21 protein-coding genes and 3 tRNA genes are annotated in these 21,714 nt (G+C 61.3%); 19 read left to right on the plus strand and 5 right to left on the minus strand.

Annotation, left to right across the window (positions count from 1 at the left end):
- The first annotated feature begins 192 nt into the window (after window positions 1-192).
- The 4 genes from csrA (at window position 193) to RVY79_RS11595 (ending at window position 998) form a co-directional block, all read left to right on the plus strand.
- The gene (gene csrA / locus RVY79_RS11580) at window positions 193-390 is read left to right on the plus strand and encodes a carbon storage regulator CsrA (protein WP_040239634.1); all 198 of its coding nucleotides are present in this window, start codon (window positions 193-195) and stop codon (window positions 388-390) included.
- 228 nt (window positions 391-618) lie between these two features.
- A tRNA-Ser gene (locus RVY79_RS11585) sits at window positions 619-711 on the plus strand.
- Between the two features lie 34 nt (window positions 712-745).
- A tRNA-Arg gene (locus tag RVY79_RS11590) sits at window positions 746-822 on the plus strand.
- Window positions 823-921: 99 nt separating this feature from the next.
- Window positions 922-998, plus strand: a tRNA-Arg gene (locus tag RVY79_RS11595).
- Between the two features lie 168 nt (window positions 999-1,166).
- On the opposite strand, the gene RVY79_RS11600 is transcribed toward RVY79_RS11595, so the two are convergent.
- Together RVY79_RS11600 and RVY79_RS11605 are read right to left on the minus strand one after the other, a co-directional pair.
- Complete coding sequence (locus RVY79_RS11600) at window positions 1,167-1,517, minus strand: hypothetical protein (RefSeq protein WP_317464331.1); 351 nt, start codon at window positions 1,515-1,517, stop codon at window positions 1,167-1,169.
- Window positions 1,510-1,983: a PepSY domain-containing protein gene (locus RVY79_RS11605; RefSeq protein WP_317464332.1), complete on the minus strand. Its 474-nt coding sequence runs from the start codon at window positions 1,981-1,983 to the stop codon at window positions 1,510-1,512. The genes RVY79_RS11600 and RVY79_RS11605 overlap by 8 nt, the downstream gene beginning before the upstream one ends.
- 208 nt (window positions 1,984-2,191) lie before the next feature.
- On the opposite strand from RVY79_RS11605, the gene RVY79_RS11610 reads away from it, so the two are divergent.
- The 14 genes from RVY79_RS11610 to tal all read left to right on the plus strand — a co-directional run bounded on the left by RVY79_RS11610 (window position 2,192) and on the right by tal (window position 16,315).
- A complete protein-coding gene (locus RVY79_RS11610; protein ID WP_317464333.1) occupies window positions 2,192-2,536 on the plus strand; it encodes a PepSY domain-containing protein in 345 nt (114 codons plus the stop codon).
- Window positions 2,533-3,204 (plus strand): response regulator transcription factor, encoded by a 672-nt coding sequence (locus RVY79_RS11615; RefSeq protein WP_317464334.1) that lies wholly within the window; start codon window positions 2,533-2,535, stop codon window positions 3,202-3,204. The genes RVY79_RS11610 and RVY79_RS11615 overlap by 4 nt, the downstream gene beginning before the upstream one ends.
- Complete coding sequence (locus tag RVY79_RS11620) at window positions 3,201-4,583, plus strand: sensor histidine kinase (protein WP_317464335.1); 1,383 nt, start codon at window positions 3,201-3,203, stop codon at window positions 4,581-4,583. The genes RVY79_RS11615 and RVY79_RS11620 overlap by 4 nt, the downstream gene beginning before the upstream one ends.
- A 106-nt stretch (window positions 4,584-4,689) precedes the next feature.
- The gene (locus RVY79_RS11625) at window positions 4,690-5,649 is read left to right on the plus strand and encodes a sugar-binding transcriptional regulator (protein WP_317464336.1); all 960 of its coding nucleotides are present in this window, start codon (window positions 4,690-4,692) and stop codon (window positions 5,647-5,649) included.
- 114 nt (window positions 5,650-5,763) lie between these two features.
- A complete protein-coding gene (locus RVY79_RS11630; RefSeq protein WP_317464337.1) occupies window positions 5,764-7,074 on the plus strand; it encodes a sugar ABC transporter substrate-binding protein in 1,311 nt (436 codons plus the stop codon).
- 75 nt (window positions 7,075-7,149) lie between these two features.
- A complete protein-coding gene (locus RVY79_RS11635; RefSeq protein ID WP_317464338.1) occupies window positions 7,150-8,037 on the plus strand; it encodes a sugar ABC transporter permease in 888 nt (295 codons plus the stop codon).
- A 10-nt stretch (window positions 8,038-8,047) separates the two neighbouring features.
- Window positions 8,048-8,866, plus strand: coding sequence for a carbohydrate ABC transporter permease (locus RVY79_RS11640; protein WP_317464339.1), 819 nt, complete (start codon window positions 8,048-8,050; stop codon window positions 8,864-8,866).
- Between the two features lie 10 nt (window positions 8,867-8,876).
- A complete protein-coding gene (locus tag RVY79_RS11645) occupies window positions 8,877-10,019 on the plus strand; it encodes a sn-glycerol-3-phosphate ABC transporter ATP-binding protein UgpC (RefSeq protein WP_317464340.1) in 1,143 nt (380 codons plus the stop codon).
- Window positions 10,020-10,030: 11 nt separating this feature from the next.
- Window positions 10,031-10,711: an HAD-IA family hydrolase gene (locus RVY79_RS11650; protein WP_317464342.1), complete on the plus strand. Its 681-nt coding sequence runs from the start codon at window positions 10,031-10,033 to the stop codon at window positions 10,709-10,711.
- Between the two features lie 48 nt (window positions 10,712-10,759).
- Complete coding sequence (locus RVY79_RS11655) at window positions 10,760-11,545, plus strand: L-iditol 2-dehydrogenase (RefSeq protein WP_317464343.1); 786 nt, start codon at window positions 10,760-10,762, stop codon at window positions 11,543-11,545.
- 30 nt (window positions 11,546-11,575) lie between these two features.
- Window positions 11,576-12,208, plus strand: a complete 633-nt coding sequence (locus RVY79_RS11660) for a nucleoside/nucleotide kinase family protein (RefSeq protein WP_317464345.1) — start codon at window positions 11,576-11,578, stop codon at window positions 12,206-12,208.
- 69 nt (window positions 12,209-12,277) lie between these two features.
- Entirely contained in the window at window positions 12,278-13,762 is a 1,485-nt protein-coding gene (locus tag RVY79_RS11665) for a mannitol dehydrogenase family protein (protein WP_317464346.1), read from the plus strand.
- Between the two features lie 66 nt (window positions 13,763-13,828).
- On the plus strand, window positions 13,829-15,325 hold the full coding sequence (gene xylB, locus RVY79_RS11670; RefSeq protein WP_317464347.1) for a xylulokinase: 1,497 nt from the start codon (window positions 13,829-13,831) through the stop codon (window positions 15,323-15,325).
- Window positions 15,326-15,364: 39 nt separating this feature from the next.
- Entirely contained in the window at window positions 15,365-16,315 is a 951-nt protein-coding gene (gene tal / locus RVY79_RS11675) for a transaldolase (RefSeq protein WP_317464349.1), read from the plus strand.
- A 167-nt stretch (window positions 16,316-16,482) separates the two neighbouring features.
- On the opposite strand, the gene RVY79_RS11680 is transcribed toward tal, so the two are convergent.
- Window positions 16,483-17,949 (minus strand): NAD-dependent succinate-semialdehyde dehydrogenase, encoded by a 1,467-nt coding sequence (locus tag RVY79_RS11680; protein ID WP_317464350.1) that lies wholly within the window; start codon window positions 17,947-17,949, stop codon window positions 16,483-16,485.
- 332 nt (window positions 17,950-18,281) lie between these two features.
- On the opposite strand from RVY79_RS11680, the gene RVY79_RS11685 reads away from it, so the two are divergent.
- Window positions 18,282-19,751, plus strand: coding sequence for an FMN-binding glutamate synthase family protein (locus RVY79_RS11685; RefSeq protein WP_317464351.1), 1,470 nt, complete (start codon window positions 18,282-18,284; stop codon window positions 19,749-19,751).
- Window positions 19,752-19,832: 81 nt separating this feature from the next.
- On the opposite strand, the gene RVY79_RS11690 is transcribed toward RVY79_RS11685, so the two are convergent.
- Both RVY79_RS11690 and RVY79_RS11695 read right to left on the minus strand, forming a co-directional pair.
- Window positions 19,833-20,828: an LLM class flavin-dependent oxidoreductase gene (locus tag RVY79_RS11690; protein WP_317464353.1), complete on the minus strand. Its 996-nt coding sequence runs from the start codon at window positions 20,826-20,828 to the stop codon at window positions 19,833-19,835.
- A 99-nt stretch (window positions 20,829-20,927) separates the two neighbouring features.
- Window positions 20,928-21,521, minus strand: a complete 594-nt coding sequence (locus tag RVY79_RS11695) for a YqaA family protein (protein ID WP_317464355.1) — start codon at window positions 21,519-21,521, stop codon at window positions 20,928-20,930.
- Window positions 21,522-21,714: the final 193 nt, after the last annotated feature.

Here is a 21,714-nt window from a genome sequence, read left to right on the forward strand (position 1 = left end):
ATCGGCTTCTATGCTGAGGGTGGCGTCAGGACGACGCCGGAAGGCCAGATGCGGCCTTTCAGTCAGTGCATCCGTGGATGCAACGCACGCGCCATTGGCTCTCGGGGTCTGTATGACGCATAATTCGCCTTCGTACTGTCGCTTGGCGGTGCATGCATCCCGTTGGAAGAAAGCCTGAGAAGGAGATCAGACATGCTCATCCTGACCCGTCGCGTCGGTGAAACACTGATGATCGGCGACGACATCACCGTTACAGTCCTGGGAGTGAAAGGCAACCAGGTCCGTATCGGCGTCAATGCGCCCAAGGACGTAGCCGTACATCGCGAAGAGATCTACCAGCGTATTCAGCGCGAGAAGACCGATAGCGAAGACGGCGGTTCAAACGTTTGAAGTGACGCATGCGTGGGACCGTCTGGGCTGGTGAAGTCGTCCCCTTTATCGGCTCGGGCTTTTGGATCAGGCATGCTTTCTGGATTGAGCAGTTGGACACGCACGCAGTACGGCAAGCGAGTCTCCCGCCAGGCAAACCGTGATGGTATGGGTTGATATCAAAAGATTTTCAATCCTCTCTAGACAAGACCCCAGGATAATCGGTAACATACGCGCCGTGTTGATGAGGGAGAGATGGCCGAGTGGCTGAAGGCGCTCCCCTGCTAAGGGAGTATGGGGTTTGTAGCCCCATCGAGGGTTCGAATCCCTCTCTCTCCGCCACTCAACCGGATGCATTGCATCGAAGTGAAGTACTGCGCCCGTAGCTCAGCTGGATAGAGTACCTGACTACGAATCAGGTGGTCGGAGGTTCGAATCCTCCCGGGCGCACCACTTTAACAAAGTGACTCAGTCACGTGATGATGCATATGCGAGAGCCTTGGCTCTCGATGCAACGCGAAACACGGCAGAGCTGGTCGTGCGTTGTGCAAAGCGCCCGTAGCTCAGCTGGATAGAGTACCTGACTACGAATCAGGTGGTCGGAGGTTCGAATCCTCCCGGGCGCACCAAATATCAAGCCCGTCCCTCCGGGGGCGGGCTTTTTCGTCTTTGTCAACGATTCCCCTTCCTTGACGGCAAGACCTGTGGTTTGCAGGTAAGCAGTCGTTTCTGGCACGCCTGGCGTGCCATTTTTTTGCCGTTTTGCCTCTGCAGCCTCTGCCTTCTTGCGGCTTTTCTCAGTCGTCAGGTTTGACGCGGTAGTCGCCCTCGAGTACATGCGAGGTGCGCGTCTCGTCTGGTGATTGCGTGCTTTCCTGAGCGCCATTGCCGCCCGCCGGTTGCGCATGGTCGGCACGAAAGGCCTCGGCGCGTTTTTTCATACGCTGGCGCAGAAAGGGCAGCATCGCCCAGCCAATGATCAGGAAAAACAGGCCGAGCAGGGTGCCGACGATCATCATGACGCCGAACAATAACCAAGTGGCGAGCAGCCTGAGCCCGCCGGTTCCCTGTGACGGGCGTGCCTGACGCGCCCGTTCTCGCCATTGCTGTGCCGCCTGCCAAGCGGCATTGTGCTGTCGATCAGTCATTTTTCACTCCGGTGACCGTTAGATCATTGCGCTCGAGGCGAATGTCGATCTCACTATTCTGGGCGTCGTAGCCTTCTATATCCACATGCCCTCTTTCATCGACATCCAATTCGGCAAAGCGTTTCATACCGGCGTCCTGAGCGTTGCTTAGTGCCTGGTGCAGTTCATTGCTGGTCAGGCTCCAGTCGGGAATGGTGTCCTGGTGGCGTTTCTCGTGCACCAGGCTGCCATCTTCGACAAGCATGTCGATATCGAGTTGCCAGCCATCGTCACGCCAGCCTTCCACCTCCAGACGGTTACCGTCATCGATGGCGACTTCATCGTAATGGGTGAAGCCATAGGCGTCGGCGTCGTTGAGCAGTGACTCGAGCTTGCCCGGTGACAGGCCGCCGTCATCGGCGAGTGCAGCGGTGGAGAGCCCTCCCGTGAGGACCATCGGCATCATCAGCATATGCATCGTCTTCATGATTCACTCCTGGCTTTCGCCTCGAGGTTGGTATGACCATACCGCGACTGCGGATAGAGGCACGCTAACGTCGTCTACCTTGCAGTCACCTGAAAACGATGTTCATCTTTCATTCATGTTAACGACTGCGAGTATGCGTGGCGGTGATGAGGCCTCGCCCTGCGGATATTCATGCTGCATTCATGTCGGCTGAGGCAGACTTATGCCCATGAAACGCTTCAATCGCTGTATCAAAGCGCTGATGCTGGTGGCAGTGGGCATCATGGCCTGCCAGTCGCTGGTTGTGGCCGACGATGACGAATGGCGCTCTCTGCACCGCGAGGTGGAGGAGGGGCGCGTAGTCGCATTACCCACAGTGCTCGACTGGCTCGAGCGCCACTACATCGGCCAGGTGCTGGAAGTGGAGCTCGCGCGCGACGACGCTGACGTGCCGCGCTACGAAATTGACATGATCGGCCCACAGGGGCAGGTAGTGGAGTTCGAATTCGATGCCACGAACGGGGAGATGATGGGTATCGAAGGGGTCAATATCGAGGGGATGACACGTCAATGAAGGTATTGCTGATCGAGGACGATACCGCACTGGCCCAGGCGCTGGGTGAGGCGCTCGTCGAGGCGGGGTTGTTGTGGGAGCATGCCGCGACCGGTGCAAACGCCGATTATCTGGTGCGCGTCGAGTCCTATGACGCCGTGATACTCGATCTGGGGCTTCCCGATGGTGATGGCACGCGTTGGCTCGCGGCCTGGCGCGAGGATGGTATCGATCTGCCGGTGTTGGTGCTCACCGCTCGCGAGCGCTGGTCGGACAAGGCGGCAGGTTTTTCCGCTGGCGCCGATGACTACGTCACTAAACCCTTCGAGACTGCCGAGGTGTTGTTTCGTCTGCGTGCCCTGGTACGACGCAGCCATGGACATGCCCACCCCATCCTCCGGCTGGGCGAATTGGCGCTGGATACGCATGCCGGCAGTGTCACTCTGGCGGGGCGTCCGATCACTTTGACGGCTCAGGAATCCCGGCTTCTGGCGTATCTGCTGCATGCCGCACCGCGCACCGTGACACGCACTGAACTTTCCGAACACGTCTATGACCGTGATCACGAGCCCGACTCTAACGTCATCGACGTGCAGGTTAGTCGCTTGCGCCGCAAGCTCGGCAACCAGCGCATCGTAACCTTGCGCGGACAGGGATATCGTCTGGTGGCACCCGAGGATGAGCAATGAGGCGACGTGACTGGCGCCAACGTCTTGCCCGCACCTCGATCCGTGCCCGCTTGCTGATCACTTCGCTATTGCTGGTCATGGTGGCACTGCCCTTGGCGGGCACGGGGCTCGTTTATAACTTCCGCGATGCTGTCACCACCGCGTTCGATGCCCGTCTTGAATCGTGGCTCAATGTGTTGCTGGCCGGGGTACAACTCGACGCCCAGAACGAAGATCTGCGCATGACGCGTTCGCTGGGCGACCCACGGTTTGAGCGAGTCTTCTCAGGATGGTACTGGCAGGTCCGCGATAATGCTGGAAAAACGCTGACCTCGCGTTCGTTGTGGGATCAACGGCTACCGGTGGATAACGTCTCGGGACTCAACGTCAGGAACGTGGAAGGGCCTCGAGGCAAGCACCTGCGTGTCATCGAACGTGATATTCGTTTGCCGGGACATGCTGAGACATTCCATGTCAGCGTGGCGGCCCCCCGCGAGGAACTGAATACCGAAGTGGCGCGTTTCGAGTGGCTACTGGGATTGTCGCTGCTCGCGCTGGGCGCTTTGCTGCTCATTGGGCTGGCGATTCAGATTCGTTGGGGGCTGGCGCCATTGCGGCGCATGCACGCCAATCTGCGTGCGGTCGAATCCGGTGACGACGACAGCCTCGAGACGCATTTCCTGCCCGACGAGCTGGCCCGCCTGGCGCGTGCGATGAATGGTGTACTGGAACGTGACAAGCGCCTGATCGAGCGCGGACGTAACGCGGCTGGCAACCTGGCGCACGCGCTCAAGACCCCGGTCAGCGTGCTCACCACCCTCGCTGAACGCTTCCCGCCCGACACCCGCGATCGTCTGCACGGCGAGTTGGGGCGCATCGATGATGCCGTGCGCCATCATCTCGCTCGGGCCTCGGCGGCCGGCGGTGTCGTCCTCGCCGGTAAGGTGGACGCCGCGCAAGCGCTGGCGCCGGTGCTCGAGGGCTTGACGCGTATGGGGCAGCGGCGCGGTATCCAGTTGACGCAATCGTTGGCCGATGACCTCAAGGTGCGCATGGAAGCACAAGACTTGCAGGAACTGGTCGGCAACCTGTTGGAAAATGCGATGCGCTGGGCCGACAGTCAGGTCACGCTGAATTTTCATCCGCAGGCGGGCGGCGTGGAACTGTTGATCGAAGATGACGGCCCGGGGATGAGTGATGAGCAGCGTGATGCCGCCCTGACACGCGGCACGCGCCTCGATGAACGGCGTTCCGGCTCCGGCCTGGGCTTGGCCATTGTCGAGGATCTGATGACCCTGTACGGCGGTCGGCTCTCGCTGTCACGTGCCTCGCTCGGGGGGCTCGCCGCGCGTGTCTGGTTGCCCACGTCACCGGTGGCGCCGAGCGATACCGAGTCCTGATCATCGTCCGTTGAGGGAATGGCAGCGTCGGACGCGGTGCATATTGTGCGCGTGGCGAGCGATTGCGATGATGCCGCCATTCCCCTTCCAAACAGGAGCAGCGGCGATGGACAAGTACGAACTCAAGCGCGAGCAGGCGGCGCGTGCGGCCTGGCTATCCTATGTAGGCGGGCGCACCCAGGACGACATCGCCGGCCAACTGGGCGTCTCGCGCCCCGGTGTGCAGCGCCTGTTGGCATTGGCCCGTCAGGAGGGACTGGTCAAGGTCCACATCGACCATCCCATTTCCGGATGCATGGCGATGGGAGAGGCGATTCTCACACATTTCGGGCTGGATTATTGCGACGTCGTACCCAGCGACCCCGAGATGCCAGAGAGCAGCCCACGCTTTCTCGCCCAGGCGGGGGCAGAGCGACTGGCCGGGTTTCTTGATCGTCAGCAAGCACTGACGCTATCGCTGGGGACGGGGCGTTCGGTGCGTGCCACGGTGGAAGCCTTGAGTCAGTTGGATAGGTCGCAGCACCGTATCGTGTCGCTGGTGGGAAACGTGGCACGCGACGGTTCGTCCAACCGCTACGACGGGGTCATGGTGCTCGCCGATAAAACCGGTGCGGAGCGCTTCCTGCTGCCGGCTCCGGTGGTCGCCGCGTCGGTCGAGGAGAAGGAGGCGTTGCTTGGTCAGCAACTGGTGCAGGCGGTGTTTCGTGTCGCGCGCGAGGCAGAAGCCGGCGTCATCGGTATCGGGCGTATCGATCCGCGCGCGACCCTGTTCCAGGATCACTTCATCAGCGAGGCCGAGCTCAACGAGCTGCTCGAGGCCGGCGCGGTGGGGGAGTTGCTTGGCTGGCCGCTGGATGCCGAAGGACAACTCATCGATTGCCCTATCACGCGTCGGATTACCAGCTTGCCGCTGTCGGCATTAGGAGGGCAGCGCCTGATGGGATTGGCGGGAGGCCGCGACAAGGGGCCCGCGATTCTGAGCGCACTGCGGGGTAACTGGCTCAAAGGATTGGTCACCGACGAGGCGGCGGCACGCTATGTGGTGGCGAATTTGCCGCGAGGTTAGGCCAAAGTATAAGGGTGTGAGGTTTGCTTTTTTTGGCGTTGCAAATGATCATTTGAATACTCAATGAGTAGATTGATCAAAACAAATTCAATGATCTTCTTCCAGGAGCTCGCCATGCGCTTTCCCCTCGTATTACCCCTGGCCGGGGCCGCGACACTGGCCTCGTTCGCCGCTCAAGCCGAGACCGTCACCGTGGCCACGGTGAATAACGATGACATGATCGTCATGCAAAGTCTGACCGAAGAGTTCGAAAAGTCGCATCCCGATATCAACCTGGAATGGGTGGTATTGGAAGAGAACGTCTTGCGTCAGCGTCTGACCACCGATGTCGCGACGCAGGGCGGTCAGTTCGATGTCATGACCGTCGGTACCTATGAAGTGCCTATCTGGGCCGAATATGGTTGGCTGACGCCGCTTGACGATCTGCCCAAGTCCTACGCCAAGGACGATCTGCTCAAGCCGATTCGTCAGGCGCTGAGCTATAAGGACTCCCTCTACGCGTTGCCGTTCTACGGTGAAAGTTCGATGCTCTATTACCGCAAGGACTTGTTCGAGCAGGCCGGTATCAGCATGCCCGAACAGCCGACTTGGCAGCAGGTCGAGGAGTGGGCGAGCAAGCTCAACGACCCCGAAAACGGTGTCTACGGCATCTGCCTACGCGGCAAGCCGGGTTGGGGCGAGAACATGGCCTTCGTCTCGACGCTGGTCAATACCTACGGCGGCCGTTGGTTCGATGAGAACTGGAAACCGACCATCGACTCGCCGGCCTGGCACGAAGCGATCAGCTTCTACGTCGAGTTGATGAATAAATATGGCCCGCCGGGCGCGACTTCCAACGGTTTCAACGAGAACCTGGCATTGTTCGCCGGTGGCAAGTGCGGCATGTGGGTGGATGCCACGTCCGCAGCCGGCAAGCTATACGATGCCGAGCAGTCCCAGGTGGCCGACACGGTAGGCTTCGCCCCGGCGCCGGTCGCCAAGACGCCCAAGGGCGCGAACTGGCTGTGGGCCTGGTCGCTGGGCATTCCCACTTCTTCCGATGCCAAGCAGGCCGCCAAGACCTTCATTACCTGGGCGACGTCCGAGGAATACGTGAAGCTGGTGGGGCAAAAAGAAGGCTGGACCAATATTCCGCCGGGAACGCGTCAGTCCACCTATGAGAACCCCAACTACCAGCAAGCGGCGCCATTCGCCGACTTCGTGCTCAACGCTATTCAGACGGCGGATCCCAACGACCCCAGTGCCAAGCCGGTCCCATACACGGGCGTGCAGTACGTTGGCATTCCTGAGTTCCAGGCCATCGGTACCCAGGTGGGGCAGATGATCGCCGCCGCCCTGGCTGAACAACGTAGCGTCGATCAGGCCTTGAGCGCCGCCCAGCGCGCCGCAGAGCGCACCATGCGTCAGGCCGGCTACTACGACTGATACGCGTCCCGCTTCGGTCGGGTCGTCATGACCCGGCCGCCTTTACTGACTCATCACCTCTGAATGGGTACCTCCATGCGCGAAAGAACGTCCGGACGAACCGTCGGGGGCTTCCGCAACCTGTTTCTGCAGGGCCCGGCGGTTACCCTGTTGCTGCTGTGGATGCTGATACCGCTGGGGATGACCATTTGGTTCTCGTTCCAGCGTTACAACTTGATGATGCCCAGCGTCTCGGGATTTGCCGGCTGGGAGAATTACTACTACCTGGTGACCGATCCCGCGCTGTGGACGGCGATGGGCAATACCCTGCTGCTGGTCGGCTCGGTGTTGGCCATCAGCGTGATCGGCGGCACCTTGCTGGCAGTGCTCTTCCAGCAGGAGTTCTTCGGCCGCGGCATCGCCCGGCTTTTAGTCATCGCACCGTTCTTCGTCATGCCCACGGTCAGTGCGCTGATCTGGCAGAACATGATGATGCACCCGGTCTATGGGGTATTCGCCTGGCTGAGCAAGTTGCTTGGTCTGCCGGTGATCGACTGGTTCTCGGCGATGCCGTTGACGTCGATCATCATCGTCGTGGCTTGGCACTGGATGCCTTTTGCCCTGCTGATCCTGCTGACTGCCATTCAGTCGCTGGACGACGACCAGGTCGAGGCGGCTCGCATGGATGGGGCCGGGCCCATCGCGATTTTCTGGTTCATTACGCTGCCGCACTTAAAGCGGGCGATCAGCGTGGTGGTCATGATCGAGATGATCTTCCTGCTCACCGTGTTCGCCGAAATCTTCGTGACTACCTCCGGCGGTCCGGGGCTGGCCTCGACCAATCTGGCCTACTTCATCTACATCCGCGCGTTGCTGGATTTCGACGTGGGAGCGGCGTCGGCGGGTGGTGTCATTGCCATCATCCTCGCCAATATCGTGGCGATCTTCCTGGTTCGCACCGTGGCCAAGAATCTCGAAACCTGAGGCGCATTGCATGAACCCTTCGACGACCAAGAAACTACTGCTCACGCTGCTCGCCTGGGGCATCGCGGTGATCGTGTTCTTTCCGATCTTCTGGATGGTGGTGACCGGTTTCAAGACCGAAGTACAGGCCATCGCGCCGCCGACGCTGATCTTCGATCCGACCCTGGCGGGCTATAACGCTGTCATAGAGCGCGCCGACTACCTCAAGTTCGCCCTGAATAGCATCGTGATCTCGTTTGGCTCGACGCTACTGGCGCTACTCGTGGCAATCCCCGCCGCCTATTCGATGGCCTTTTTGCCCACCAAGCGCACCCGCGGCACGCTGCTGTGGATGCTCTCCACCAAGATGCTGCCGCCGGTCGGCGTGTTGATGCCGATCTACTTGCTTTCCCGCGATCTGGGGCTGCTCGATACGCGTACCGGCCTGATCATCATCTACATGCTGATGAACCTGCCGATCGTGGTGTGGATGCTGTACACCTTCTTCAAGGACGTGCCCAAGGACATCCTCGAAGCGGGCCGCATGGATGGTGCCAAGACCTTCCAGGAAGTCGTGTACCTGTTGCTGCCGCTGACTTTGCCGGGCATCGCGTCGACCGGGTTGCTGGCGGTCATCCTGAGCTGGAACGAGGCGTTCTGGAGTCTCAACCTCACCACCTCGGATGCAGCGCCGCTGACGACCTTCATCGCTTCCTTCTCGAGCCCCGAGGGGCTGTTCTGGGCCAAGCTCTCCGCCGCTTCGACGCTGGCCATCGCGCCGATCCTGATCTTTGGTTGGTTGACTCAAAAGCAGATGGTTCGTGGCCTCACCTTCGGCGCCGTCAAATAAGGAATTCGACATGGCAACGCTGCAACTCAACAACATCGTCAAGGACTTCGAGGGCACCCAAGTCATCAAGGGCGTCGATCTCGAGGTCAAGGATCGCGAATTCGTGGTCTTCGTCGGGCCCTCCGGCTGCGGCAAGTCGACCCTGATGCGGATGATCGCCGGGCTCGAGAGCACCACCAGCGGCGACATCTCCATCGACGGTCAGCGCATCAACGACGTCGGCCCGGCCGAGCGCGGCCTGGCGATGGTTTTCCAGAGCTATGCCCTCTATCCGCACATGAGCGTCGAGGACAACATGGGCTTCAGCCTGCGCCTGGCCAAGGTGCCCAAGGCCGAGCGTCGCGAAAAGGTGCTTGCCGCCGCGCGCATCCTGCAGCTCGAACCCTTGCTCGACCGCAAGCCCAAGGCGCTGTCCGGTGGTCAGCGTCAGCGTGTGGCAATTGGCCGGGCGATCGTCCGCAACCCGAGTATCTTCCTGTTCGACGAGCCGCTGTCGAACCTGGATGCGGCCCTGCGCGTGCAGATGCGCATCGAACTGGCGAAGCTCCATGAAGAACTCGACGCGACGATGATCTACGTCACCCACGACCAGATCGAGGCCATGACCATGGCCGACAAGATCGTCGTGCTGCAGGACGGTGTGGTCGAGCAGATTGGCTCGCCGATGGAACTCTACCATCACCCTTGCAACCGCTTCGTGGCCGGCTTCATCGGCTCGCCGAAGATGAACTTCCTGGAGGTCGAGGTTCGTGGCGCCGACGCCGAGGGGGTCGACGTGGCGCTGCCCGGCGGCGATTGCCGAGTCCCGGTCGAGGGCGACGGCGTCAGTGCCGGCGACACCCTGACGCTGGGTATTCGCCCTGAACACCTCGCGCTCGACGAGCAGGGCCCGCTGGAAGCCAAGGTCGTGGTCATCGAGCGGCTCGGGGGGGCCACTTCGCTGTATCTCCAGCACGGCGACAGCGAATGGATCCTGGTCGCCGACGGCGATGTCGCCCATCGCGTGCACGACCAAGTGCGGTTTTCCTTCGACCCCACCTGTGCGCACCTCTTCAAGGGCGACGGCGAGGCGCTGACTCACCTGCATCGTCACCCGCTGGTCGACATCGACCGCAAGGAAAATCGCGTGTCGGCCGCACCGGGCGGCCAGTGATGGAGTCGTCCATGGAGTTGCTGATCTTCGATTGCGACGGCGTGCTGGTCGATAGCGAAGTGATCGCCGAGGCGGTGCTGCGTGAGCGGCTGGCGGATTGGTTACCTGATTTGTCGATCGGCGACGAGCTGCACCACGCGCTGGGGATGACCACCGAGGCGATTCTCGATCACCTCGCCGCTCGCAGCGTCCACGCCTTGCCCGACGATGCCCTGGCTCGCATTGACACGGCGATCGAGTGGCGTCTGGGCGAGGAGCTCGAGGCGATGGCCGGCGTGGTGGAGGCCATCGAGGCGCTCGACCTGCCGCTGGCGATCGTTTCCAACAGCAGTCGTCGACGCGTCGTCGCCTCGCTGGCCAACACCGGGCTCGACGCCCAACTCGGCAATGCCCCGCTGTTTAGTGCCGAACAGGTGGCGCGTCCCAAGCCGGCGCCGGATGTCTATCTACTGGCGGCGGAAAGTCTGGGAATCGAGCCTGGGGCCTGTCTGGTGGTCGAGGATAGCTTCTCCGGGGCCAGTGCGGCACGTGCCGCAGGCATGAAGGTCATCGGCTTCATCGGTGCCAGCCATATCGAACCCGGCCACGCCGACCGCTTGCGCGAGGCCGGTGCCTGGCATGTGCTCGATCACATGGCGGAGCTTGGCGGCTTGGTAAAACGCTGGCGCAGCGAACGACTGGGAGTGCGTTAAGCAGCGGCGTATTACGCCTCCCTATTTCTCTGGATAAGGAATCAAGCGATGAAACTCGACAAGCGCACGGCGGTGGTGACGGGTGGTGCGCGCGGTATCGGTCTGGCGATCGTTAAACGCTACCTGGCAGAGGGCGCCCGGGTGGCGATCGCCGACATCGACATCGAAGCCGCCGAACAGGTGGTCGCCGACATTCAGGCCGACTCGCGCGATGCACCGGTGATGGCGGTGCGTCTCGACGTGGCCGATGCCGCGTCGCGCCAGGCAATGATCGAGGCCGTCGAGGCGCGCTTCGGCGGTATCGATATCCTGGTCAATAACGCCGCAGTCTTCGACATGGCGCCGGTCCTCGAGATCAGTGAGGCCAGTTACGACCGGCAGTTCGACATCAACGTCAAGGGCACTTTCTTCACCCTGCAGGCGGTAGCGGCGCACATGGTCGCGCGCGGTCAGGGCGGCAAGATCATCAACATGGCCTCCCAGGCCGGGCGCCGCGGCGAGCCGTTGGTTGGCATGTACTGCGCCTCCAAGGCGGCGGTGATCAGCCTGACTCAGTCGTGCGGACTCGATCTGATCAAGCATCGCATCAACGTCAATGGCATCGCCCCTGGCGTGGTGGATACGCCGATGTGGGATGAAGTCGATGCGCTGTTCGCGCGCTACGAGGGGCGCCCGCTCGGCGAGAAGAAACGTCTGGTCGGCGAGGCGGTGCCTTATGGGCGGATGGGGCGCCCCGAGGATCACACGGGAGCGGCGCTCTTCCTGGCCTCCGAGGACAGCGATTACGTGGTGGCCCAGACGCTGAACGTCGATGGCGGCAACTGGATGAGCTGACGCGATTCGAGATCGCCAGGAGTAATGACGATGATCCCGAAGATTCATGACTTGGCCGTGCGGCTGATCGAGGCGTCGACGGATCGGCCGCGCTTCATCGTGGCGCTGGCCGGGCCGCCTGCGGCGGGCAAGTCGTTTCTCTCGGAATGGCTATGTCGCGAGCTCAACCACCGCCAGCCCGGCATCGCGTCCATTGTGCCGATGGATGGTTACCACTTCGACAATGCGGTCCTCGAACCTCAAGGCCTGGTGCCCGTGAAGGGCGCACCCGAGACCTTCGACATCGACGGTTTCCAGCAGGACCTGACGCGCATCCGCCGAGCCGACCTTCCCGTTGCCGTGCCCGTGTTCGATCGGCCGCTGGATCTGGCTCGGGCCGGTGGGCGGCTGATCGGCCTCGAGCATCGGCTGATCATCGTCGAAGGCAATTACCTGCTGCTCGACCGATCGCCTTGGCGTGAGTTGCACCCCCTATTCGATATGACGTTGTTTCTCGAGGTGCCCGATGACGTGCTCGAAGCGCGTCTCATCCAGCGCTGGGGGGAGATGGGGATGGATCCTGACGGTGCGCTCGATCGTGCACGCAACAAGGACATGCTCAATGCCCGCTTGATCAAGACCGCCTCTGTCGCCGCCGACCTGTACTGGGCAGCCAGCGACTGACTATTTCAAGCAACCAACCCTTTAAAGATCCTCAGGCGAAGCACTCGCCGTCTATGGCAGGAGACATTCATGACCCGACTCAATAACGACAACCTGCAACATCTAGCGTCTGAGATCGCCGTGCCCGCCTATGATCGCGATAGCGTGACGCCGGGCATCGTCCATATCGGCGTGGGCGGGTTCCATCGCGCCCATCAGGCCATGTATCTCGACACGCTGATGAACCGTGGCGAGGCGCTCGACTGGGGCATCATCGGCGTCGGCGTGATGCCCGGCGATCAGCGCATGCAGGCCGCGCTGGCCGCCCAGGATCATCTCTACACACTGGTGGTCAAGCACCCCGATGGACGCTATGAGCCGCGGGTAATCGGCTCCATCGTCGACTATCTCTACGCCCCAGACGAGCGCGAGGCGGTGATCCAGCGCATGGCCGACCCGGCGACGCGGATTGTTTCGCTGACCGTCACCGAAGGCGGTTACAACGTCGATCACATCACCGGCGAGTATGATCTCACGACACCTGAGGTACGCCAGGATCTGGCGACGCCCGAGGCACCAAGCACCACCTTCGGACTTGTCGTCGCGGCGCTCAAGCGGCGGCGCGAACGAGGTATCGCGCCGTTCACTGTGATGTCCTGCGACAACATCGAGGGTAATGGCGACGTTGCCCGCAAGATGTTCACCGCCCATGCGCGTGCATTGGATGATGAACTGGGCCATTGGGTCGAAACCGAGGTCTGCTTTCCCAATGCCATGGTCGATCGCATCACGCCGGTGACGACGCCTGAGGATATCGCCGCGCTCGCCGAGCGTTTCGACGTCGAGGACCAATGGCCGGTGGTCTGCGAGCCTTTTACTCAATGGGTCCTAGAGGATCGCTTCCCCGAAGGGCGACCGCCCTACGAGCAGGTCGACGTGCAGATGGTCGACGACGTCGTGCCCTATGAACTGATGAAGCTGCGCCTGCTCAACGCCAGCCATCAGGCGCTGACGTATTTCGGGTATCTTGCCGGCTATCGCTATGCCCATGAGGTCTGTCAGGATCCGCTGTTCGTCGACTTCCTGCTCGATTACATGAACCGAGAGGCCACGCCGACGCTGGCACCGGTGCCGGGTGTGGATCTTGACGCTTACAAGCACACGCTGATCGAGCGCTTCGCCAACCCCGAGATCAAGGACACCTTGGCGCGGCTTTGTGCGGAAAGCTCGGATCGCATCCCCAAGTGGCTGCTGCCGGTGATCCGCGAACAGCTCGAGCGTGGCGGTGAGGTCCAGCGTAGTGCGGCTGTGGTGGCTAGCTGGGCGCGCTATGCTGAAGGGGTCGATGAACAAGGCCAACCGATCGAGATCGTCGATCGTCTCAAGGAACGCTTGATGGCGGTTGCCGGTGACAATCGCGACGACCCAGCGGCGTTCATCGAGCAGCACGCTTTGTTCGGTGACCTGGCGAATGACGTGCGTTTCCGCGACGCTTATCTCCAGGCGCTTGCGGCCTTGCATACCGAGGGAGCTCGCGCGACGCTCCACGCCTTGGTCGAGGGTCGTATGTCGTAACACGGCCAAGGGGCGGATACTCGATACCCCCATAGTCGGGAATGCGATACAGCCGAAGGAGAGAGCATGTACGTTGGCGTGGATTGTGGAACGCAGAGCACCAAGGTGGTGGTGGTCGATATCGAGCGTGCGGCGATCCTGGGCGAGGCGAGTCGTCCGCATCATCTGATCGAAGGCGATAACGGCAAGCGCGAACAGGATGTCAGCGAATGGATCGCGGCCTTGACCGAGGCGTTCCAAGAGGCGGTGAGCACGGCGCGGATCGATGCGCACGAGATCCGCGCCATCGGTGTCTCGGGGCAGCAGCACGGCATGGTCGCGCTGGATGCCGATGGTCAGCCACTGCATCCCGCGAAACTGTGGTGCGATACCGAAACGGCGCTGCATAACGAGACGCTGATAGAGCGCCTGGGCGGCCGGGAAGGCTGCCTGGATAAACTGGGGCTGGTGCTACAAACCGGCTATACGGCCTCGAAAGTCGCCTGGTTGCGTGATACGCATCCGGACGCCTACCAACGTATCGCCACCTTGCTGTTGCCCCACGACTATCTGAACTTCTGGCTGACTGGCGAGCGCGTCGCCGAGTGCGGTGATGCCTCCGGCACCGGGTATTTCGATACCCGCACGCGCAACTGGCGTCATGACGTGTTCCAAGCCATGGCGCCTGAACTCTCGCCGGAAGCGGTGCTGCCGCGCTTGATCGACTCTCACGCACCGGTGGGCATGGTGCGTCCCGAGATCGCACGCCTTTTGGGCCTCGGCGATGACGTGCTGGTGTCCAGTGGCGGCGGCGACAACATGATGGCGGCCATCGGCACCGGCAACATCGTTCCCGGCATGGTCACCCTGAGCCTGGGTACGTCGGGAACCGTATACGCGCATTCGGCCGCGCCGATGGAGGCCGAGGACGCTCAGGTGGCCAATTTCTGCGCCAGTCACGGTGGGTGGCTACCGCTTATCTGCACCATGAACGTGACCTCGGCGACAACCAAGGTTCGCGAGCTGTTCGGCTTCGATCTGGCGACCTTCGGAGAGCGCGTGGCCCGGGCCCCGCTGGGCGCCGAGGGCGTCATGGCGTTGCCTTTTTTCAATGGCGAGCGCGTCCCGGCACTGCCGCATGCCACCGCCAGCTTCGAGGGCATGACGAGCCTCAACACGACAGCGGACAATCTCTGTCGCGCGGTAGTCGAAGGGACGACGTTCGGGCTACGCTATGGGTTCGAACGCTTGGGCGAGCTGGCATCGCAGGCCAGCCAAGTCCGTCTAGTCGGCGGCGGCGCCAAGAGCGCCGTCTGGCGCCAAATCGTCGCCGATGTGCTGGATGTCGATGTGATCTGTCCACGCATTACCGAGGCTGCCGCCCTGGGCGGGGCGATTCAGGCCGCCTGGTGCGATACCCAGACGCGTGGTCGGGGCGAGTCGTTGGAGGCACTGACCGAACGCCTCGTCGAGGTGGATCTCGATACCCTGACCCGCCCACGTGGCGAACCGGTGCGCCGTTATCAGGAACTCTACCAGCGTTACCGTCAGGCGCTGGCCGAACGCTACGACGTCGCGCCATGAGACGCGACCCATGACCCTTTTCGTTACAGGATATTTGCCATGACGCAACTCGAGGCTCTCAAGCAACTTTCGATGGTGGTCGCCGATACCGGCGATCTCGAGGCTATCAAGCGCTATCAGCCGCACGATGCCACAACCAATCCTTCGCTGATCCTCAAGGCCTTCGAACTGCCCGGCTATCAAGCGCTGATCGACGAGACGCTGGCGCAGGTCAAGGCCGATATCGCCGATCCCCAGGCCCGGGTCGACGAAGCAGTGGATCGTTTGTCCGTCGCCATGGGCAGTGAGATCACGCAGCTGATTCCGGGGCGCGTGTCCACGGAAGTGGCCGCCAAGCTGTCCTTCGACCGCGAGGCGAGCATCAAGAAGGCGCATCGTCTCATCGAGCTTTACGAGCAGCGCGGGATCGGCCGTGAACGCGTGCTGATCAAGCTGGCCTCCACCTGGGAAGGCATTCGTGCCGCCGAACAGCTCGAGAAGGAGGGCATTCAGTGCAATCTGACACTGTTGTTCTCCAAGGCGCAGGCCCGGGCCTGCTTCGACGCCGGGGTGTATCTCATCTCGCCCTTCGTGGGTCGCGTCACCGATTGGTACAAGCAGAAAACCGGGCAGGAGTACGCCCCGGATGAAGACCCGGGCGTCGTGTTCGTGCGCGAGGTATGCGATATCGCCAGCCGCTACCGCTATGACACCGTGGTGATGGGCGCCAGCTTCCGTACCAAGGGCCAGATCCTGGGGCTGGCCGGCTGCAATCGCCTGACCATTTCGCCGGCGCTGCTCGAGGAACTCGAAGGTCAAGAAGGCGAGATCGAGCGCAAGATCAGCGATGTCGGGGATGCCGGTGAGCGACTCGCCCCGTTGGACGAGTCATCGTTTCGCTGGGGGCTCAACCAGGACGCCATGGCCACCGAGAAACTTGCCGAAGGCATCCGCCGCTTCGCCGAGGACCAAGCGAAGCTGGAGGAGAAACTCGCCGCACGGCTGGGGTGAGGCACAGTATTCACATGCAGTCACTGTGTGTGAATGCAAAAAGGCCGGCGAATGCCGGCCTTTTGCGTTTGGGTGGATGAGTAGCGCGAGACTCTGCCTTTCCAGACATCGGCGAAAATCTCGTCGGAATGGCGACGATGCGGTGAATGGTCAGGCAAACATGCCGGTCAACGCTCGGGGCGTGGACCGTTGCCGATGCAGTAATATTGGGTTTCCAGATATTCTTCCATGCCGGCATGGGCGCCTTCGCGGCCCAGGCCCGACTGCTTTACGCCGCCGAAGGGGACGTGTGGCCCGGTGATGTCCATGGTGTTCACGCCAACCATTCCACACTCCAGCTCGCGTAGGAACTTGCGGATGCGGGCATCATCATGGGTGTAAACATACGAAGCGAGTCCGTAAATCGTGTCGTTGGCCGCCATGATGACCTCATCGTCGTCATCGAAGGCACAAATGGCAGCCACCGGAGCAAATGCCTCCTCGACCGACACGCGCATCTCGGTATTAAAGTCGGCCACCAGGGTAGGCATGAAAAACTGCGGGCCGGGGGCCCCGTCTTGATCGCGGCCGATGATACGTGCTCCTTTGTTTCTTGCGTCGTCGACCAGTGCCTGGGCTTTCTCGATCGCGTCGCGGTTGATCAGCGGCCCGATCTCGTTGTCTTCATTGAAACCGTTGCCCACGCTCATAGCATTCATGCGTTCGGCGAAGCGCTTGAGGAAGTCCTCGTAGAGAGAGCGGTGCACGAAGATCCGGTTGGCGGCGACGCAGTCCTGCCCGCTGGTCTGGAACTTGGCAGCGATCGCCCCGTCGACGGCGGTCTCCAGGTCGACATCGTCACAGACGATGAAAGGCGCATTGCCGCCGAGTTCCATCGCCGTGCATTTGACCGTATCCGCACTTTGCCGCAGGAGTTGCCGACCTACCTGGGTAGAGCCGGTGAACGACAGCGCGCGCACACGATCATCGGCACATACCGTTTCGGAGAAGCGCTTGCCGGAGCAGGTCACGACATTGAACTCGCCGTTCGTCAGGCCGGCGCGCTCAGCCAATACGGCTAGAGCCAGAGCGCTAAAGGGGGTCTGACTGGCAGGATTGATCAGTGTGGTGCAACCTGCCGCCAAGGCGGCTCCCACCTTGCGCGTGATCATCGCCAGCGGGAAGTTCCACGGCGTGATGATGGCGGCCACGCCAACCGGTTGGCGGGTCGTGCCAATCGCAAATGCGGGGTCTTCCGGCGGGATGGTCTCGCCGGTAGCGCGGCGTGCCTCCTCGGCGAACCAACGCAAGAAGCTTGCAGCATAGTCGACTTCACCACGCGCTTCCGCAAGCGGTTTGCCCTGTTCCAGAGTCATCAAGCGGGCGAGCGTTTCGGCGTGTTCTTGCATGCCTTCGTACCACGCCAGAAGTTTGTTGGCGCGCTCGACACACGAGGTGCAGCGCCACGTCACGAAGGCGCGCGATGCTGCATTGATCGCCTCTTCGATATGCGTGGACTGAAGTTCCGGCGCATGGCCTATCACCTGTTCGGTGGCCGGGTCACTGACGGCCCGGCGGTCATTATCGGGGGCATCGATCCAGCCGCCACCGACAAAGGCTTGCTCACGCATCAGTGCTTTTTCATCGCCTTCCATAAGCAATACTCCTGAAAAAGACAATCGCTAACGATTATGACGCTACGCTCATGGATGGCGCATACTCAAGCGCCATCATGTATTGCTATCGTTACAAGTAAATACTTCGGCAACCAATACAGCCGTCGAGCGGTAGGATGGCCGTCGAGGGGGAGGTGTTAGGCAATTGCACCCGGTAGGCGTCATTATGGAAAATGAGTGCTAATACGAGAGAGCGTATGTTTGGCAATCCGCGAGTGTTCTATGGCGTCTTCGTCATCTTGACCCTGGTCTCCGGGGCCGCCCTTGCGCGATGGGCACCCGTTTGGCTCTGGCTTTGGGGAGTTTTGCCTGTGTTGGCCGCCATGGGGGCCTGGGATTTGCGTTCCAACCACAACGTGTTGCGCAACTATCCGATACTCGGCCATCTACGCTATATGCTGGAGTTCGTGCGGCCGGAACTGCGCCAGTATTTCTTTGAATCCGAAACCAGTGGCCGGCCGTTCAATCGTGAGCAGCGCGATCTTATCAATGCGCGTGCGGATGGTGGCTCTGACACCTCGCCATTCGGTACCCGGCGCGACATGGAGGGTGCTGGCTTCGATTTCGTACAGCACTCCATGGCCCCCAAGGACGTTGACTCTCGTCACGCTCGGCTGGTGATCGGTGGACCGCAGTGCCGCGTCCCCTACAACTCTTCGCGGTTGAACATCTCGGCGATGAGCTTTGGCGCCCTCTCGGGCAATGCGGTCGCGGCGATGAACAAGGGTGCCAAACTCGGTAATTTTGCTCAGGACACCGGCGAGGGCGCGATCAGCCCCTATCACCGTGAGCATGGCGGCGACATCATCTGGGAAATCGCCAGCGCCTACTTCGGTTGCCGCTACCAGGACGGCTCCTTCGATCCCGACGAGTTCAAGAAGAAAGCCTGTGCCGAGCAGGTCAAGATGATTGAAATCAAGATATCGCAGGGCGCCAAGCCTGGCCACGGCGGGCTCCTGCCCGGCTCTAAGGTCAATCAGGAAATCGCCGATACGCGTGAGATTCCGGTGGGGGAAGATTGCCTGTCACCGGCCTCGCACCCCGAGTTCGATACGCCCATCGGGCTGCTGCAATTCATGGCTCGCCTGCGCGAGCTGTGCGGCGGCAAGCCGGTGGGGTTCAAGCTGTGTCTTGGCCATCGTGCCGAATTCATGGGGGTGTGCAAGGCGATATTGGAAACCGGCATCCAGCCGGATTTCATTACCGTGGATGGGGCGGAAGGCGGCACCGGCGCCGCCCCCGCAGAATTTTCCGACTTCATCGGTACTTATATCAACGAGGCACTGCCGTTTGTGCACAACTGCCTAGTCGGTATCGGCAAGCGTGAGGAGATCGTGGTGATCGCTAGCGGAAAGGTTGCTCTAGGCTTCGACATGGCCGAAAAGATCGCGCTCGGCGCCGACATGTGCAATTCGGCTCGTGCGTTCATGTTCTCGGTGGGTTGCATCCAGGCGCAACGTTGCCATACCAATACTTGCCCGACCGGTGTCACGACCCAGGATCCGGCACGCGCCAAATCACTCGAGGTAAACGTCAAGGCAGTGCGTGTGCGCAACTTCCACGATGCCACCGTGAAATCGCTTCTGGACATTGTTGGCACCCTCGGCCTCGACAGCCCCGACCGGCTCGGCCCTGAGCACATCTTTCATCGTCCTGAACACGGCCCGGCCCGCACTTACGCTGACATTCATCCTAAGGTCGAGGTTGGCGACTTTCTGCGCGATGCCATCCCCGAGGATTACTTGCAGGACTGGCAGCAAGCGAGTGCACAGTATTTTTAGATGACGGTGCGTGAACGGTTTACGGTGAGAGGAGGCCGGCGAATGCCGGCCTTTTGCGTCTGCACAAATGGCTGGTGGTACTTAGCCTTTCCAGACATCGGCGAGAATCTCGTACGAGCGACGACGGTCGTCATGGTCGTAGAAATCACCGTTGATCATGAGTTCATCGGCTTGAGTATGGGCCAGGAAATTCTCGAGCTCCTCGCGGATCGTATCGGGGCCGCCGACGATGGAGGCGCCGAGGTTCTGGCTGACCATGGCGCGTTCCTGCGGCGACCAGTCGAGTGCTTCGACGGGGGGCAGGGTTCGCGTACTCTTGCCGCGAATCAGGTTGAGAAACTTCTGCTGCTGAGTGGTAGCCAGATACTGCGCATGCGCGTCGCTGTCGGCGGCGACTAGCGGGATGCCCAGCATCACATACGGCGCGTCCAGCACGTCGGAGGGCTGGAACATTTGCCGATAGAGCTGGATGGCCTCGAGCATATAGCCCGGTGCGAACTGGCCGGCGAAGGCGAACGGCAAGCCAAGCTGTGCGGCGAGGCGCGCGCTGAAGTCGCTGGAGCCCAGCAGCCAGAGCGGCACATGCGTGCCCTGACCGGGAATCGCCTTGACGCGCTGGTCGGGCAGGGCATCGCCCAGATAGCCACGTAGTTCTGCCAAACGGTCGGGGAAATCATTGACACCGGCGCGCGGGTTGCGGCGCATGGCCTGCATGGTCACGCCGTCGGAGCCGGGCGCACGCCCCAGGCCGAGATCGATACGTCCGGGATACAGCGTTTCCAGCGTGCCGAACTGTTCGGCGACGACCAGTGGCGGGTGATTGGGCAGCATGATGCCGCCACTGCCCACACGGATGCGTTGCGTCTTGCCGGCGACATGGCCGATGAGCAAGGACGTGGCGGCACTGGCGATGCCATCGATGTTGTGATGCTCGGCCAGCCAATAGCGGTTGTAGCCCAAGGTATCGGTGAACTGGGCGAGATCGACCGTGCGTTCGAAGGTTTCGGCGGGCGTGCCGTCATGCGAGATCGGGGCGAGATCGAGCACGGATAGTGGAATCTGCGAGAGTCGGCTCATGATGGCCTCTTGGATAGGGTGAACGTTAGCGTCCTCAATATTTCCTTTCTGTTGGGATGGCGAGGGCATAACTCAAGGCATGGGGCTTTTGAAACTTGCTCACGGCGCTAACTGAGTCCATGCCCAGATACCAAAGAGCGCGATGCCCAGCATGCCGATAGGGCGTGCGTGGCGCTGCCATAGGGAGAGTGCCGTGTCGCCGGCGAGATGCACCAGCAGGGCGAGGCCGAAATAGCGCACGCTACGTGCCAAGAGAGACGCCAGCAGAAACAAGGGAAAGGGATAACCACTCGAACCGGCGGCGAGCATGGCGATCTGGAAGGGAATGGGGATAATGCCCACCGCGAGCACCGCCATAAAGCCGTCGCTGGCCATGCGTGATTGAAAGGCGGCATAGGCGTCCTGGCCACCGAACAAGGGAATGAGCGTCGTCCCCCAGGTGTTCAACGCCCATGCCCCCAGTGCGTAGCCGATGCAGGCAGCCGCCAGATTGCCGGCCAGCGCGACGCCTGCCAGCCGCCATTTGCGGCGCGGTTGGGCCAGCATCCAGGGAATCAAAATGGTCTCGATGGGAATCGGCACCAGCAGAGTTTCCAGCACCGAGGCGAGAAACAAAAGCGACAGGGCGTGTCGTGAATGTGAAAGACGTTCGAGCCAGGCGGTGGCGGACGCCAAGCGGGTCGGTGACGGCATAGCGGGCTCTTCAATGAAGTTTAATGTTTTGTCTGCTTATATATAAAATACGATTATGGTCATGTGGCTATGATTCTGCCATCGTTACCGATTGGTCTCATGTACGCGGTTTTGGTTCCTTGGGCCATTGCAGGCACGCCGAGCTCGGTGATAAGAACCCGGAAGGTGCATGAGGCACCGTATCGTTGGAGAC

It is taken from the genome of Chromohalobacter sp. HP20-39 (genome assembly GCF_033052815.1).
GTDB lineage: Bacteria > Pseudomonadota > Gammaproteobacteria > Pseudomonadales > Halomonadaceae > Chromohalobacter.